Below are 15,767 nucleotides of genomic sequence, written 5' to 3'. Positions count from 1 at the left end.
CCGTAACGTGGGCGCCTACCTCGACCGGCGACGGCACGGCGCTCGGCTACGGCATCGGCCACGGCGGCGCGGAAGTGTGGATTATCGGCGTGCTGGTGCAGATCCAGTGGATCGTGTTTGCCGTGATCGACAACCGCGGCCAACTCGACACCTATCTCGGCAATGTCCCCAGCGATTCGCTCATGCGTATCCATCTGATTCTCGCGGGCCTGTCGCCGGAGATGGCCGGCATTTTCGTGCTCGAGCGCGTTGCGGCGCTGGTCTTCCAGATTGGGCTGTCGGTGCTGATGTGGCGCGGCGTGCGCGCCGGCTGGCGCGGTATCCTGCCGCTGGCGATCGTCGCGCATGCGCTGATCGACCTGCCCGCCGTGCTGTTTCAGGCGAGGCTGCTGCCGCTCTATGCAGTGGACGGCATGTACGCGCTGCTGGCGCTTATCGTGGCTGGCGTGCTGGTCAAGCTGTTCCGGCACGCGGCACTGACGACACAGGCGGCCTGAGCCCTTGCGTCACTTCTGCGGCGTTTTCCCAACCTTCGGCCTGTAAAAAATGGAAGCCTACCAATACGACTGCGCGAGCCCTGACTTTGAAGAGTTGGCGCGGGTCATCAGCGATCTGTTTCCCGAGCAGACGCAGTTCAGCGAACGCGCGAACGAGGACGGCACGCCCACGCTGGTCGTCCACTGGGTCGCGATGCGCTTCGGCGCGGCGGCGCGCCGCATTGCCTTGAGTGTGGTGATGACGCCCGCCGTGCTGGCACGCTATCGGGCATTGCCGGCGCGGCAGCGCGGGCGCAGCTTTGCGGTGTTGCGGGCGTATGTCGAAGCGACCATTGGCACGCTCGAAGAGCAGTATGCGAACGGCGAGGCGGTGCCGCGCGAAGTCACCGTCGAACTGGACGAGCAGTTTGCTTGATGCGTAAGGCGCGGGGCGATCAGTCCACCAGTCGATATACCTTGGCAAAGCGTGCGGCCTGCACCACGCCATAGTCGCCCGGCGAATATTGCATCACCCAGTCGCCCGCTGTGCCGCGCAGCACGTCGCCGCCAGCCGCCGAGCGCGCCAGCGAGAACGGCTCGCTCATCTGAAGCGCCAGCACGACAGCGGGGCGGTTGCGATAGTCACCCGACTCGCCGTGTGCGAGCGCGGTGTCAGCGGGAACGTATTTCGCGTCGAAACGATCACGCGACACGACCCAGCGGTCGCCGGTTGAGCCGGTGATGAGCGCGTCGCCGCGTGCATAGCGGTTCGGACCTTCGAGGCTCATCAGTTCGCCGTCGCCGGCCGCGAATTCGACCGTGACGGTTTCGTCCTTGACGACGCGTTGTGCGGCAGCGTCGGAGCGCAGGTCGAGGTTTTTGAGTTCAATCATGAAGCAAGGTGCAGGTAAGGTTAGTCGCGTTGACGACACGATGTCGCCCGGTCGCCGGGTTTGCCCGGCGCCGGTCTGCGCCCGCTAAGGCGCGCGCCCCCACATGATGCCAGAAGCATAAAAGCATAACGCCTGCCGGTGAGGGCAGGCGTTATGTCGGCGTTCGGGCAACAAACGATGGTGTGCCGCCCGATCTCCAGCTTACGGTCTGTTATACAGAGAGCCTTACTTCGCGCCCTTGTGCTTCTTGCCACCTTGCGGCGGCTCGTGACGGAAGGTCGTATCGGCCAGTGTCTTCTGTTCCGGCGAGAAACTGCTGTACAGCGGTTCGAACGCGCTCACCAGCTTTTGCATGCCGTCAGCGTGCGCTTGCGAGATGGCCGCGTACTGCTTCATGTCGTCGAGCGCGGATTGGTTAGTCGCAGCCTTGCGTTGCTCGAACAGCGTGCCCATGGTTTGGGCGTTGTTACGCATGACATCGGCGAAGGCGTTCCATTGCGTTTCTTGCGCCGAGGTGATCTTGAGCTGCGAGTGCAGGTAAGCGATTCGGTCTTCGACGTTGCGCTCGTGCTTGCCCGCCGGAGCGGATGCAGCCATTGGCGCGGAAGCCGGTGCGGCGGACTGTGCGAAAGCGCCGCTCATGGCGAGCGTGGAAGCCAGGATTACCAGTGCTTTTTTCATCGAAACTCCAGTTTGTTCGAATTCGGATACAGCGCGCGGACAAGGCGCGGGGCATGCATACGGCTTGCTGCGGATGCGCCGCTCAGGATGCCCGCATTGCCAAGCTCGCTATTAATATCACGTTATCCCTACAATGCGACTGCATTGCGACAAACGCTTACAACCGAAACGAACAGGAAATAGCGGGTGGACAAATTTGTCAGCATGGAGATTTTAGTCGCGGTGGTCGGCAAGCCGATCTATCTGTTCACTGGAGACGCGGCTCGCGGCTCGCGGCTGACGCGTAGCACGCGTCGTCAGAGGCTGACGGAGAGTGGTCGTCAGTACTACGAGCAGTGTCGACGCATGATTAAAGCCTCAAGGTCCGGGCGCGTGGGGGATAATCCGCTGCTCGACTCCAACTCATTCTATTGCCATCGATGAGACCTCCGCGCCTCGATCAACTTGACGACCTTGACCGCAACCTGGTTGCGCTGATGCAGGCCAATGCGCGTGAAAGCGTGGCCGATCTCGCTCGCCAGCTCGGCGTGGCCCGCACTACGGTGATTGCGCGGATCGCACGGCTTGAGCGTACCAACGTGATCGCCGGCTATAGCGTGCGGCTAGGCCAGGATGTGCTCGATGCAAGCATTTACGCTTATGTGGGCATCATCATCGCGCCGAAGCACGGACCGGATGTGCAGAAGCGCCTCGGCAAGATGCCCGAGGTGCAGTTGCTCTGCGCGGTGAGCGGCGAATTCGACTACGTGGCGTGGCTACGCGCGGATTCGCCGGACCGGCTCAATGATCTGCTCGACCAGATCGGCTCCCTGGAGGGCGTGGAGCGCACGACGACCTCGATCATCCTTGCGCGCAAGATTGACCGGGGGACGATTGGCGGGTGAGGGGCGCCATGGAATAAACCGCCTCACTCCTCGTTCATCCCATCAGGCCCATGTAAACAAAGGTTTAGACAAGATTCCCGGTGGCACATGCTCATCTTTCGCGCTCCTGGTTGGGGTGAGCGGAAGTCCGGTTGCCGGGTCGAGATTCTTTTCGCGGGCAAGACATTCGACCATTTTGTCGTCGGGTTTCGGTGGTGGTTTGGCGGCGTCCTGTTCCTTTTGCCACTGGAACGTGCCGTCCCAGTTGGGTAGCTTCGCGGGTGGTAGTGGCACGATCTGGTCGATGTCTGGGACCTTGGGATTGAGGCCGTCGTTGGCATGCAGGAACAGTAGGATCGCCCGATAGCGCCGCGACCGTTCAGGGTCTTTGGGCAAACTAAGGTAATAAAGCGCATCCGACGGATCTGCCTCGAATCCGTTTTCCAGAAACGAGGTTGATTGGGAATTCCCCACCTGCACGCCCTTCTGGAACGCATTGACGGCTTCGGAATAGAGCTTGTTAGTCATTAGATCAACGCCCAACGTGCTGGCCGCGTCTCCATAACCCTGATCGGTTGCGCACTGGCGCATCTGCTTCGCAATATCAGGGGCCTTGTCCAACGGCGCAAGCAAATCACTGACGTAATGCTGTGCCTCCGGACTCCCTAGGTCCGCTGCCTTGCGGAAATATATCCGCGCCTTAATCTCGTCTTTTTTCACCCCGTAGCCGAGTTCGAGGTAGTGGCCCATGTTGTAATAGCCGCCGGGGACACCGGCAGCAATCAGTTGTTCAACCAGATCAATGGTCTCTTTTGGCGCGTCGGGGGACTTCGCGAAGCCCTCCGACACCAGCAGTTGCAGGTTATGGTTGGCCTTGTAGTGCCCGTAAGCTGCGGCGATCCGGTAGTACCGGCCCGCCGCGTTATAGTCCTTCGGACCGTCCCGCTTTTCGAGGAACAGGGCGTATTTGAAAAGCGTATCTGCCTGCGGATCGAGCGGCAGCAGTTGGTCCGCTTCGCGGGCGCAGGTAAAGGTCAGTTTTGCTCGCACGTCGCTCATGTCGGCTTGCGAGGGCATCGGATTGTCCCTGTTCGAACAGGCGCAAAGAACGAGCGCAACACAGATTGCAATGGCAGTGTTTTGTTTCATCGTTCAATCGGTCCTCAGACGGCGATCGGAAGTTCATATGAAGCCGATCAGTGAAGCAACAGGAGATAGGCCACGTTTTTGATATTGGGAATTGCGGAAAACGACTTTTCCCCGTTCATCAGCCGCTACCGCTGGGGCATCCTGCGCCCCTCGCGCGCTCACTGGTGGAACGCTATGCCTGCTCGATGTAGGAGACAAGGCCCCACTCCGCATTGGTAAGGTGTACGCGCATGCCAAGCAACGCGTCGAGGCCGGGTATGGGACGAGGATTGCTGATGGCCAGTTGCGGCATGATTTCCCCCTTGCTGATGCGCCGTGTCGCGGCCGGACCGATGAATCCCCATTGTTTCGCGCACCAGACGCCAGCCTGCGGACATGCCTCATCCGTGTAAGCAATAGTGCCCAGCGGCACGCGCTCATCTTTCGCGCTCCTGGCTGGCGTGCGGGGAAGCCCAGTTGCCGGGTCGAGATTCTTTTCGCGGGCAAGACGTTCGACCAGTTTCTCGTAGGGTTTCGGCGGTGGCTTGGCGGCGTCTTGTTCCTTCTGCCACTGGAACGTGCCATCCCAGTTGGGCAGCTTCGCAGGCGGCAGTGGCACGATCTGGTCGATATCCGGGACCTTCGGATTGAGGCCGTCGTTATCGTCGATGAATTTGGCGATTAGCTTGTAACGGCGCGAACGCTGAGGATCTCGGGAAAGTCCGAGGTAGTACAGCACATCGGATGGTTTGGTATCGAACCCGTTACCCAAAAATCTGGCCGATTGCTCATCACCTGTTCGCACTCCCTTTTGAAATGCCTCGATAGCTTGAACATAAAGTTTGCTGTCCATCAGATCTATGCCGAGATAGCTGGCGGCCTTGCCGTACCCCTGATCGGTTGCGCACTCCATCATTTGCCGAGAAATGTACGGGGCGCGGTCTCGTGGCGAGGGTAAATCTCCCACGTAATACTGTGCTTCCGGGCTACCGAGGTCCGCCGCCTTACGGAAATACACGCGCGCCTTGTTCTCGTCCTTCTTCACTCCATAGCCGAGTTCGAGGTAGTGGCCCATGTCGTAATAGCCGCCGGGAACACCGGCAGCGATCAGTTTCTCGACCAGGTTAATGGTTTCGTTAGGTGCGTCGGGCGACTGCGCGAAGCCCTCCGACACCAGAAGTTGCAGGTTATGGTTGGCCTTGTAATTCCCGTAAGCTGCAGCGATCCGGTAATAGCGAGCCGCCGCGTTGTAGTCTTTCGGGCCATCCTGCTTTTCGAGGAATAGGGCGTATTTGAACAGCGTGTCAGCCTGCGGATCGAGTGGCGGCTGATGGTCCGCTTCATGGGTACAGGCAAAGGTCAGTTTCGCGCTCACGGCGCTCATGTCGGCTTGAGTGGGCATCGGATTGTCATTGTTCGAACAGGCGCACAGAAAGCGCGCAACACAGATTGCAATAGCAGTGTTTTGTTTCATCGTTCAATCGAGCCGCAGACGGTGATCGGAAGTCCACATGAAACCTATTAGCGAGGCAATCGGCGTCTCTCCCTTCCTCTGTTTTCTCGTATTCCGCTTGATGATGTCCTCCCATGCATCGAACGCCGCTTTCGGCTCGTCCGAGGCACCATCCGGCAAACCCCCGGTATGCATATCCCACAACCGCCTGCGCAGCGGCTGCGTCACATCCATCCGCTCGTGACAAATATTCAGTTCGCTGTCCACCTCCATGCTGCGCCGGTTGACGTTGGCCGAGCCATGCGTGAGGAACACATCATCAACAATCAAAATCTTGCTGTGCACATAGACGGGTACCCAATTCTCGGGCGGCGAGTCAGGCGCAACCAGCGAGCACACGTGAACCTTCAGACCGGGAATGGGCTGCGGTAACACAACGCTCTTCGTGTTCTCGTCGATCTGCCGTTCCAGCGCGGCCGCCCTGGCGTGCGCATTGTCCAGCGCCTGCTGTGCTGCGGCGTGTTCATGCGCACCATTGGCATTGCGCATCTGCGTATTCGCCGCTGTTACCTGCTTCTGCACGTCGGATAGTTCACTGTTGAGTGCATCGGACCGCTCCTCCCGCGCGACTGCTGGCATCGTGTCCGCGCGGCCCAGACTGTTGAGCATGTCGTAGGTCGTGCCCGCGCCCAGGCCCATACCGTCCTTGCTCGCGTTGGTCACGACGAACAGATGGATGGAACTATGTTTCGCGGGATCGCGTCCCCACTCAACCATGGTCTTCGCCGCGTTCTTGATCTTTTCCGCAAGGTCCGGCCAGCGAAAATACTGGTTCTCGATGTAGATAAAATTCGTCGCATTGTTGACCGCCTGGAGGTACATCGCCCTGATGTGGCGCACGCCCTCCTGGGACTGCGTGCGGTTGATCTGTGCCATGACACGCGTGCCGAACTCGTCCCTCACCTTCAGTTGATCGCGCAGGGGATAGCGCTTTAGGAGTAAATCTTCCTTTGCGTCGCGCTGCCATGCACGGCAAAAGTTATCGTTCAGGCTTGCCAGGATCGGTCCTGTCACGAGGGCCGACATGTCCTGTCGTGGCGTCTCGCCGTTACGTCCGCGATTCGGCGCTTTCTTCACGTAGCTGTGCCCGTTAGTGTCCCAATAGGCATCCAGCGTGTTGTGTCCCATCACGAAGCCGACAGCGTGTTCGGGAGCCTCGTAATCGATCAACACCATTTTCTGATGGTGAGAGGGCTCCGCGCCATACGCGGCGATGGTCGGCAGTGTTGGGCCAATACCGGCATCCCGCAGGAGCTTTTCGCGATACATGATCTCCTCGCGGTCCTGCCGCGAGAAGTCCCGCGTAACCAGTTCAATGCCGATATCTTTCAGTGACTGCGTGCCGAGCAGCGGCCAGGGGTTGGCCTTGAGTGGCGGGTACATCTGCGATCCAGCGGTCGCGGCGCCTTGCGACTGCGCGCCAGGTGGGCGCCTTGCGCAGTAGTACCAGTTCCGGTCATAGGCACGCTGCTGCGCATCCTCGTTCTGCGTCATGTACCGCATCGTGTCGTACCCGGGCATTTGCTGTTCGCTGATCTGCGCCACCCAAGCCTTGTCGAGCCAGCAAAGGATGCGAATCTTGACGCCCGCTTTGGCCTTCTCGATCAGAAGATCCCCGATGCGCAGCGACTTGCCGCCGTCGCGTTTGAAATACATCGACGGCTGGAAACCCCAGCAGACGTAATCAATGGTAGAGGTTGCCTTGTCGATGGCGTCATAGAGCGCGCCAAACGTTTCCTCGCCGTTCACCAGCGGGTTATAGGTTGCGGTCGCCGGGTTGTATTGCGTGCGCTGCACGAACCAGGGGAGCGTGAGCGTTGCCGAATGTGTCTGGCTAAGTGCGATAGGTACAACGATAGGTGACGGAGCGGCCATTCGTTATTTCCCTTTCTGCGGTACGACTTGCAGCACGCCTTGCAGGTCCGCCATAGGCTGGCCTCATTGAGGTTATTTTGAGAGACGCGGCCAGATCCATCAGGACTGCAAAGATAAGAAGACCGCGATGCGGATCTATTTAAGCCCGTCTGGCGTTATAACCTACGGCATGGCGTGGATCAATCGTTTCCGCCCCGAAAAATTGTCATTTATTGTCAAGGTGCCATGCCGTTGGCGCGTTCGTCGCCGAGCCGTTGAACGCGTTCGTCAACATCCACGCGAACATCCACGCGAACTTCCAGGCGAACTTCCAGGCTATAACCAGGGTTGGTGAGCTGATAACATCGGCGTATGCGCTTTGATCTAACCGACCTTCGCATTTTTCCAGATAGAACCTAAGTCACCTTGCGCACCGGTCTAGCAGCTTTTTCCATGTTTCCGTTTACACCTTTTTTACTCGATCTAGTCACATTGACGCATTGAATCGTCAAATCGTCGTAATTGCTGGTCATAGCGCAGCATTTTGTGCCTATGATCTGTTTTTGCTTCTCCCTAAACTGTCTCGCATGGGTTCGGCCCGCAGCGCGCGGCGCGTTGATGTTGCGCGTTGTCAAAGCCGGCAAGACAGCACACGTAAAACAAGGAGAAGCGCATGAAAGTTGCCATCGTTGGCGCCGGTCTGATCGGCCACACCATTGCCCATATGCTGCGTGAAACCGGCGACTACGAAGTCGTCGCGTTCGATCGCGATCAGCCAGCGCTCGACAAGCTCGCCGAGCAGGGCATCCCGACCCACCGTGTCGACTCGGCCGACGCCGCGGCCCTGCGCGCCGCCGTGCAAGGCTTCGATGCGCTGGTCAATGCGCTGCCATACTATCTCGCGGTGAACGTTGCATCCGCGGCCAAAGGCGCGGGCGTCCACTACTTTGATCTGACCGAAGACGTGCGTGCTACTCATGCGATCCGTGCCATCGCGGACGACGCCGAACACGCGTTCATGCCGCAATGCGGTCTCGCGCCGGGGTTCATCGGCATCGCGGCGCACGAACTGGCGAACCGCTTCACGGAAATCCGCGACGTCAAGATGCGGGTCGGCGCGCTCCCGCAGTTCCCGACCAATTCGCTGAAGTACAACCTCACGTGGAGCGTCGACGGTCTGATTAACGAGTACTGCCAACCGTGCGAAGCGATCCGCGACAGCCGCACGCAGTGGGTGCAGCCGCTCGAAGGACTCGAGCATTTCTCGCTCGACGGCACTGAGTATGAAGCCTTCAATACCTCCGGCGGACTTGGTACGCTGTGCGAAACGCTGGCGGGCCGCGTCGAGACGCTGGACTACAAGTCGGTCCGTTACCCGGGGCACCGGGATCTGATGCAGTTCCTGCTGGAAGATCTGCGTCTCGCCACCGACCGCGACAACCTGAAGTCGATCATGCGCCGCGCCGTGCCGTCTACCGCGCAAGATGTGGTGCTGGTATTCATCACCGTGACGGGTATGCGCGACGGTCAACTGGTGCAGGAAGTGTTCACGCGCAAGATCTTCGCGAAGACAGTATGTGGCGTGCCCATGAGCGCGATCCAGATCACCACGGCGGGCGCCATGTGTGCCGTGCTCGATCTGTTCCGCGAAAAGAAACTGCCGCAAAGCGGTTTCGTGCGTCAGGAGCAGGTGTCGCTGCGCGAGTTCCTCGGGAACCGCTTCGGGCAACTGTACGAAGGGCAGTCGCTGGACACAATGGCGACGGTTTAAGCCTGATGCTCGGACACCACAGGCATCCAGACGAGGGTTGGGCCTTCAGGCGTATCACGTTTTAAGCGTGCTGCCCTCAAACCGGGACGGGTGGCAGGTCTGCCCCCGACGGCCCTTGTTCGCCGACAGTCCCGACGATCCCGACGATCCCGACGATCCCGACGATCCCGACGATCCGCGCCAGCAACGCATCGTAATCCGCCGCGCTGGGCGCGGTGGTGTCGAACATCAGTAGCCTTTCACATGCATTGTCGTCGGGCACGAAACGGCGCTGCCGGTATTCATCCCAATGCGCGAGCTTGTAGACGTCGCCCGGATGATCGCGTGCGACGATGCGCTGCCGCGCCGTCTCTTCCGCCGTGTGGACCCACACGACGCGAATCTCCACCTCATCATTCACGCCGAGCCACGCACGATCGAACAGGCGCCGCTCGCGCACTTCACGCGAGAGCGGGCCGACCACCAGCGCGCCGATGCCGAGTTCGAGGTTGTCCCGTGCGGTGTCGATCAGGCCGCGATATTCGGGGTCGCGCAGATGCTGGAGGAAGAGGGGGCTGTCGCGGTCGTTGGGGTCGTCGGTGAGCATGCCCATCGCGGCCGCGCTATAGCCGCCGTAAAGCGTGTCTTTATCGAGCAGGCAGAATCCGGTGCCGGTGACCTTCATCAACGGCCCGATCAGCCGTTTGGCCAGCGTCGTCTTGCCGGTGCCTGCGTGACCGCAGAAGAAAACCAGATGCGTCACCCGCACGGGTCCTTCGATGCGGCGGGCGGGTTCGAGGCTGAAGGGTGCGGCGCCGGATCATGAGCGAATTTGCCATTGGCCTCGAGCCACATCACGTTGATGATGCCGAAGCCAAGCGCCACGCCGATACCGAGAATCCAGCTGAAATACCACATTGCAGTCTCCTTGATCGAACTCGCGCAGCGCTCGCTGCGTGGGCGGCACGCCCGCAAATCGCCATACGGGCGCTTGATATTGGACGACGCATGCGACCTGCCGACCTGCACCGCCCCCTGTGACCCGATCATGAAGAAGAAGCGCGCAGCGCGCAAGAGGCGTGGGCGGTAATCCTTGCGCTAGCGTCGCGCGAGACCCGCACGTTGCTATCATGGCTGGCATGGGGCATGGGGCATGGGGCATGGCCGATGTTGCGCATCGGCGGCTTGGCAGAATGCATGCTGGATCAGGCTCATCCGCATTCAAGCGTCGCCTTTATGCCGCATACCAGATCAATAAACGGGGAGACGCATTATGCCGACGCACTTGCTGGTCACCTGGAGAGCCGCGTTGCCGGCTATCGTGCTGGCATGCCTTGCCGCCTGCGCCAATGCGCCGGCAGATCCGGTGACCTTTAAGCCGGTCCCTGCCGAACGCATCGTGAAGCATGGCTACACGGAGCCGGCCACGGGCCTCGTTGCGGTGGACGTGCGCCGGGAGCGCTCACGAGATCTCGTCATACGCTTTCGCGATGCCCTCGTCTACGTGGACGGCGAGCAGGTCACCGACCTGATGAACGGCGAGCATGTGGTGTTCTATCTGAGCCCCGGCATACACCGGATCGCGGTGTCGACGCAGTTCGACCCAGTCGTCGAACTGCGCTTCACCGTAACCGCCGACCCGCGCTACACGAATCGCGCATCAATTATTTTCAACGCGGATCATCGCATCGAACTGCATCGGGTTGCGCAGTAAAAGGCTCGCAGCCACGTGTGCGAGTGACAATTCCCGGACATTAATCTCGTGTAAAACCCTTAAGATGGCGGGTGTCATTGACTCACTCACGCGGGCGCGCGGCTTGCTGGCTCATTAGCCCGCGGCGCAGTCCGCCGTCGTTTTCAAGGTAATCCACACTATGCTGATCAATTGCGCGGCCTACCAGGATGGGCGCAAGCTCGCTGATATTCCGATTGAAGACATCAGCGAATACGTGGCGCGGCCCGAATGCTTCGTGTGGGTCGCGCTCAAGGAACCGACGTCCGAGGAAATGGCCGTCATGCAGGAGGAGTTCAACCTCCATCCGCTGGCCGTCGAGGATGCGTTGCTGGGCCACCAGCGGCCAAAGATCGAAGAGTACGGCGAATCGTTGTTCGCGGTGATGCACACCGTCGAACTGCAAGAGGACAACGAACTGAACATCGGCGAGGTGGATGTGTTCGTCGGCGCCAACTACGTGCTGTCAGTGCGCCAACGGACCCTCACGGGTTTCGCTGATGTGCGCGCCCGCTGCGAGCGTGAGCCGACCTTGCTCAAGGAGGGCTCTGCCTTCGTGCTGTATGCGCTCGCCGACGATATCGTCGACCGCTATTTCCCGATTCTCGAGGCGCTGGGTGCCGAAATCGAAGAAGTCGAAGACCGTATCTTCGACAGAAACAACGTGTCGGCCTCACGCGCGATCATCGAAGACCTGTATTCGCTAAAGCGCCGGCTCGTCACCATGCAACACCATATCGCGCCGTTGCAGGAAGCGGTCAGCAAGCTGAGCGGCGGCCGGGTGCCGCAGGTTTGCTCGGGCATGGAGGCCTACTTCCGCGATATCTACGATCACCTTGAGCGGATCGTGCGAACCATCGACGGGCGCCGCGAAATGATCGTCACCGCCATCCAGGTCGACCTGGGCATGATCTCGCTCGCTGAAAACGAAGTGACCAAGCGCCTCGGCTCCTTCGCGGCGCTGTTCGCGGTGCCCACCATGATCGCCGGCATCTACGGGATGAACTTCCAGAGCATCCCGGAGCTGCATTACAAGTACGGCTATCCAATCTGTATCGCAGTGATGTTCACGGTCGACCTGTTTCTGTTCTGGCGTTTTCGCAAGGCGGGCTGGCTGTAAATCCACGGGCGCAAGCCAGACGCTTATCATGGCGGGTGGTTTGCGTTTATCTGTGCAGTGCAGCATTACTATTCGTTGACACGATATGCGACCAGCGCGGAGAATGTTTTTCGCAAACGTTTGCGTCTCGTGGAAAACACGGCTCGCTCTGCGTCGAATAAATCAAAATCTGACCAAAAATCTGGAGATATGCACCAGTGCCTTCGCTGTCACGTCTAGCGGGGCTGCAAAGCGGGGCTGAAGTACGGGCAGCGGAGTCGGCGCGCTGCGCGCCCCGCCGGGTCCCGCACTGCATCAATTCAATAAGCACTCAAGAAAGCTGCGGCGGCGCCGTTATTCCAAAGATAAGCGTCATGTCGGCGGACGGGGCGGAGGGGCCGCGCTGGAAAGTGCAGCGCGTTGTCCGCCTTGAGCCGGGATGACACGTGGTTGGCCGAAGCGGGATTTGGCCGGTTCCAATCGTCCGAGGTGCGTGCACGGCGGCGGTACGGTGCGCCTCGCACCGGCCGGCGGGAAAAACAGGCAGGAGAGCAAGAGGTTATGGCGACCATCAAGGATGTAGCGGCCGTGGCAGGCGTGTCGTTCACGACGGTTTCGCACGTCGTGAACAACTCGCGTCCGGTGTCGGCCGATGTGCGCGCGAAAGTCGAACATGCGATCCGGCAACTCCACTACGTGCCGTCGGCGGTCGCACGGTCACTGAAGGCGCGCGCGACGGCGACGATTGGTCTGGTGGTGCCCAACAGCACCAATCCGTATTTCGCGGAACTGGCGCGCGGCATCGAGGACGGTTGCGCGCGCAACGGCTATTGCCTGTTCTTCTGCAACTCCGACGACGATCCCGCCAAGCAGCGTCACTATCTGCGGGTGCTGCAGGAAAAGCGTATTGACGGACTGATCGTGGCTTCGGCCGGCGATGATGCGGTGCTGGCGCAGGCGCTAGCCGATGCGCGTGAGCCGCTGGTGGTGGTGGACCGCAATATCGAGGGCCTTTCAGCGGATCTGGTGCAGATCGACCACGAAAAGGGCGCCTACCTGGCTACCCGCCATCTGCTCGAACTCGGTCACGTGAAGATTGGCTGTATTACCGGCCCCGTCGCCACAGCGGTCAGCGCGATGCGCGTGCATGGCTTTATCCGGGCTATGGCCGAGCGCGGCATCGAAATCGCGCCGGGCGCCATCGTCGAGAGCGACTTTTCGGGCACTGGCGGCTACCGGGCGTCGAGCCAGTTGTTCGACACCGTGCACCCGTCGGCGATTTTCGCCTGCAACGACATGATGGGGATCGGCGCATTGCGCGCCGCAGCAGAGCGGGGCATTCGCGTGCCACATGATTGCTCGATCATTGGCTTCGACGATATTGAACTTGGGCGCTTTACCTATCCCGCGTTGTCCACGGTGGGCCAGTCGGTCCGCGCGCTGGGCGAGATGGCGGCGCAAACGTTGATCGAGCGGATTACCGGCAACTCGGCAGGGACGGCCCCAGCGCAGGCGCGCAGGCGGGTGGTGGCGCCCCGGCTGATTGTGCGCGAATCGACCGCGACATGGTCTGGCGCCGGAGCGGGCCGGCACGATATTGAAGCCCAGGTTTAGAAAGCCTTAGGGTGCTGTCCACGACAGGCAACGGGCGTCGAGCGATCGACGCCCGTCGCGTTTCTGAGCTGCCGTTCGGGAGATCCACGCTACGCCGTTGCGAGTTCACCGAGCCCAGGTTTGTTTAATGGCGCTCCTGTTTGCAGAGGGGTTGCCGGGCAGCGCGCGCCTCCTTCCCTTTCCGTTCCTTTCCTCCGAAACCCTCGAACGACGTGTTGCGCAGCGTGCTTTGTAACGTTTGCTATCCCTGCCTGTCAGCACAGCCTTTAGCCATGGGCCCTCACGACCTCATGCAACACCCGACGGGCCTCATTCTGAAGCGCGTTGTAGTTTCTACAAGACGGCCCGGTGGAATTCCTCAGACCATATAAAAATGTCAAGTATGGTTGCCGGATGCCGTAAACGCCGGTTAGAGCGCTACATCTAAAGGCGCCGGACAGGCGGAAGGTACAAGCACCCCTGCTGCGCGCGCAGCCTCTCATTCGATACAACACAGGAAGAAGCATGTTGAACAAGGGCATCACCATCAAGGCGCGAATCGGCCTGACGACGGCTTTTCTCGCCGCATTGCTGTTGATCGTTGGCGTTCTCGGCCTGACCGGCATGAGTCGCTCCAATCAGGCGCAACACGATACCTTCGCCAACGAGATGCCCAGCGCCGTCAATATCGGCAATGCCGAGCTTTATGCGGCCCGCGAACGTTTGGCACTCGATCGCGCCGCGTTCCTGTTCGGTACGACGGAAGTCGCGGAAACGGTGGAGCGCGCCAAGTTGATGCGCACCACTTCTGACGCATGGTGGAAGAAATATTCCGATCTGCCGCGCGACGCGGAAGAAGACCGTCTGGCTCGGGACGTCTCGGCCAAACGCGACACGCTGCATCAGTCGATGGACGCGTTTGCGACGGTTGTCACCGGCAACGACCAGTCGAAGGTGGTCGCGGGTGCCAAGGATCTGCAGGCCAAGTACAACGATCTGGCGCTCGCCGACGATGCCTTGCGCAAGCTCCAGTTCACCCAGGCGCAGCAGGGCTTTGACGACTCGCAGGATGCCTTCGCGACGTTCCGCCTGGTCAGCATCGGCGCAGTGGTGTTGGGCCTGCTGGCGGCATTTTTCTCTTATCTGACCTTAAGCCGTGCGATTGGCCGTCCGCTTGCTGACGCACTCGGTCATTTCGACGCAATTGCCGCCGGCGATTTGCGCCGTCCAGTCGTGATTCACGCGCGCGACGAAATGGGGCAACTGCTCGAAGGCATTGCCCGGATGCAGCGCAGCCTGACCGAGACCGTGCGTTCTGTGCGCGGCGGCAGCGAATCGATCGCCACCGCCACGCGCCAGATCGCAGCGGGTAACCTCGATCTGTCGTCACGCACGGAGGAGCAGGCCTCCGCGCTGCAAGAGACCGCATCGAGCATGGAAGAATTGACCGGCACCGTGAAGCAGAACGCCGATAACGCCCGTCAGGCGAGCTCGCTGGCGGCCAACGCGTCGGATATCGCTAACAAGGGCAGCGCGGTGGTCGGCCAGGTGGTCGGCACGATGGGTGAGATCAACCAGAGCTCGTCACGCATCGCCGACATCATTTCGATCATCGAAGGCATTGCCTTCCAGACCAACATTCTGGCGCTCAACGCGGCGGTCGAAGCGGCCCGCGCGGGCGAGGAAGGGCGCGGCTTCGCGGTGGTGGCCGGGGAGGTGCGCAGCCTGGCGCAACGCTCGTCAGCGGCGGCCAAGGAGATCAAGGAACTGATCGACACCTCGGTCGAGCGGGTGCATTCCGGTTCAGCGCTGGTCGACCAGGCGGGTCGCACAATGACCGAGATCATCAGCGCGGTGCAGCGGGTCACTGACATCATGGGCGAAATCGCCGCCGCCTCCGAGGAGCAGAGCAGCGGGATCGACCAGGTGGCGCGCGCCGTCACGCAGATGGACGAAGTGACCCAGCAAAACGCAGCGCTGGTGGAGGAAGCGGCGGCTGCGGCGCAGTCGCTGGAAGATCAGGCCGGCAAACTGCGCACGGCCGTTTCGGTGTTCCAACTGGAAGACCGTGGCGATTACGGCGATCACAACGCGCCCACAACCCAAATAGTGCGACGCCCTGCGCCGAAGCCGGCGGCACGCCGACCTGCAGCCGTTGCGCCGTCCCGCAGGGCAACGGCTGCTC

The 15,767-nt window shown here is 60.7% G+C and carries 16 protein-coding genes; 9 read left to right on the top strand and 7 right to left on the bottom strand.

Annotated elements, in window-relative coordinates; all coding sequences use genetic code 11:
* Both WCA85_RS25140 and WCA85_RS25135 read left to right on the top strand, forming a co-directional pair.
* Positions 1–497: YhfC family glutamic-type intramembrane protease (locus WCA85_RS25140; protein WP_424067564.1), on the top strand; the 497-nt coding region annotated here is incomplete at its 5' end.
* 49 nt (positions 498–546) lie between these two features.
* Positions 547–912, top strand: a complete 366-nt coding sequence (locus WCA85_RS25135; RefSeq protein WP_424067563.1) for a DUF3022 domain-containing protein — start codon at positions 547–549, stop codon at positions 910–912.
* Between the two features lie 19 nt (positions 913–931).
* On the opposite strand, the gene WCA85_RS25130 is transcribed toward WCA85_RS25135, so the two are convergent.
* Together WCA85_RS25130 and WCA85_RS25125 are read right to left on the bottom strand one after the other, a co-directional pair.
* A complete protein-coding gene (locus WCA85_RS25130) occupies positions 932–1,369 on the bottom strand; it encodes a PGDYG domain-containing protein (RefSeq protein WP_424067562.1) in 438 nt (145 codons plus the stop codon).
* Between the two features lie 225 nt (positions 1,370–1,594).
* The gene (locus tag WCA85_RS25125; RefSeq protein WP_424067561.1) at positions 1,595–2,050 is read right to left on the bottom strand and encodes a Spy/CpxP family protein refolding chaperone; all 456 of its coding nucleotides are present in this window, start codon (positions 2,048–2,050) and stop codon (positions 1,595–1,597) included.
* Positions 2,051–2,236: 186 nt separating this feature from the next.
* Between WCA85_RS25125 and WCA85_RS25120 the strand changes: the two genes are divergently transcribed.
* Both WCA85_RS25120 and WCA85_RS25115 read left to right on the top strand, forming a co-directional pair.
* Complete coding sequence (locus WCA85_RS25120) at positions 2,237–2,473, top strand: hypothetical protein (protein WP_424067560.1); 237 nt, start codon at positions 2,237–2,239, stop codon at positions 2,471–2,473.
* Entirely contained in the window at positions 2,470–2,934 is a 465-nt protein-coding gene (locus WCA85_RS25115) for an Lrp/AsnC family transcriptional regulator (protein WP_424067559.1), read from the top strand. The genes WCA85_RS25120 and WCA85_RS25115 overlap by 4 nt, the downstream gene beginning before the upstream one ends.
* A gap of 42 nt (positions 2,935–2,976) precedes the next feature.
* Here WCA85_RS25115 and WCA85_RS25110 read toward each other — a convergent pair whose 3' ends face one another.
* The 3 genes from WCA85_RS25110 to WCA85_RS25100 form a co-directional block, all read right to left on the bottom strand.
* Entirely contained in the window at positions 2,977–4,062 is a 1,086-nt protein-coding gene (locus tag WCA85_RS25110) for an SEL1-like repeat protein (RefSeq protein ID WP_424067558.1), read from the bottom strand.
* A gap of 172 nt (positions 4,063–4,234) precedes the next feature.
* On the bottom strand, positions 4,235–5,443 hold the full coding sequence (locus WCA85_RS25105; protein ID WP_424067566.1) for an SEL1-like repeat protein: 1,209 nt from the start codon (positions 5,441–5,443) through the stop codon (positions 4,235–4,237).
* 75 nt (positions 5,444–5,518) lie between these two features.
* Positions 5,519–7,429 carry a phospholipase D-like domain-containing protein gene (locus tag WCA85_RS25100; RefSeq protein ID WP_424067557.1) on the bottom strand — a complete coding sequence of 637 codons (1,911 nt, stop codon included), beginning with the start codon at positions 7,427–7,429 and terminating at the stop codon, positions 5,519–5,521.
* A gap of 652 nt (positions 7,430–8,081) precedes the next feature.
* Between WCA85_RS25100 and WCA85_RS25095 the strand changes: the two genes are divergently transcribed.
* Positions 8,082–9,179 carry a saccharopine dehydrogenase C-terminal domain-containing protein gene (locus WCA85_RS25095; RefSeq protein ID WP_424067556.1) on the top strand — a complete coding sequence of 366 codons (1,098 nt, stop codon included), beginning with the start codon at positions 8,082–8,084 and terminating at the stop codon, positions 9,177–9,179.
* 76 nt (positions 9,180–9,255) lie between these two features.
* Here the strand turns inward: WCA85_RS25095 and WCA85_RS25090 are convergent, their stop codons facing one another.
* Positions 9,256–9,921, bottom strand: a complete 666-nt coding sequence (locus WCA85_RS25090; RefSeq protein ID WP_424067565.1) for an AAA family ATPase — start codon at positions 9,919–9,921, stop codon at positions 9,256–9,258.
* On the bottom strand, positions 9,918–10,076 hold the full coding sequence (gene cydX / locus WCA85_RS25085; RefSeq protein ID WP_424067555.1) for a cytochrome bd-I oxidase subunit CydX: 159 nt from the start codon (positions 10,074–10,076) through the stop codon (positions 9,918–9,920). Before cydX ends, WCA85_RS25090 begins: the two co-directional genes overlap by 4 nt.
* A gap of 355 nt (positions 10,077–10,431) precedes the next feature.
* Between cydX and WCA85_RS25080 the strand changes: the two genes are divergently transcribed.
* From WCA85_RS25080 to WCA85_RS25065, 4 genes are all read left to right on the top strand, one after another.
* The gene (locus WCA85_RS25080) at positions 10,432–10,872 is read left to right on the top strand and encodes a hypothetical protein (protein ID WP_424067554.1); all 441 of its coding nucleotides are present in this window, start codon (positions 10,432–10,434) and stop codon (positions 10,870–10,872) included.
* Between the two features lie 160 nt (positions 10,873–11,032).
* Complete coding sequence (gene corA, locus WCA85_RS25075) at positions 11,033–12,010, top strand: magnesium/cobalt transporter CorA (RefSeq protein WP_424067553.1); 978 nt, start codon at positions 11,033–11,035, stop codon at positions 12,008–12,010.
* A 540-nt stretch (positions 12,011–12,550) separates the two neighbouring features.
* Positions 12,551–13,603, top strand: a complete 1,053-nt coding sequence (locus WCA85_RS25070) for a LacI family DNA-binding transcriptional regulator (RefSeq protein ID WP_424067552.1) — start codon at positions 12,551–12,553, stop codon at positions 13,601–13,603.
* 504 nt (positions 13,604–14,107) lie between these two features.
* Positions 14,108–15,767, top strand: a 1,660-nt coding sequence (locus WCA85_RS25065) for a methyl-accepting chemotaxis protein (protein WP_424067551.1), incomplete at its 3' end; no start/stop codon positions are given.

Source organism: Paraburkholderia sp., from assembly GCF_049581445.1.
GTDB lineage: Bacteria > Pseudomonadota > Gammaproteobacteria > Burkholderiales > Burkholderiaceae > Paraburkholderia.
This window is presented reverse-complemented; position numbering and strand designations above follow the sequence as displayed.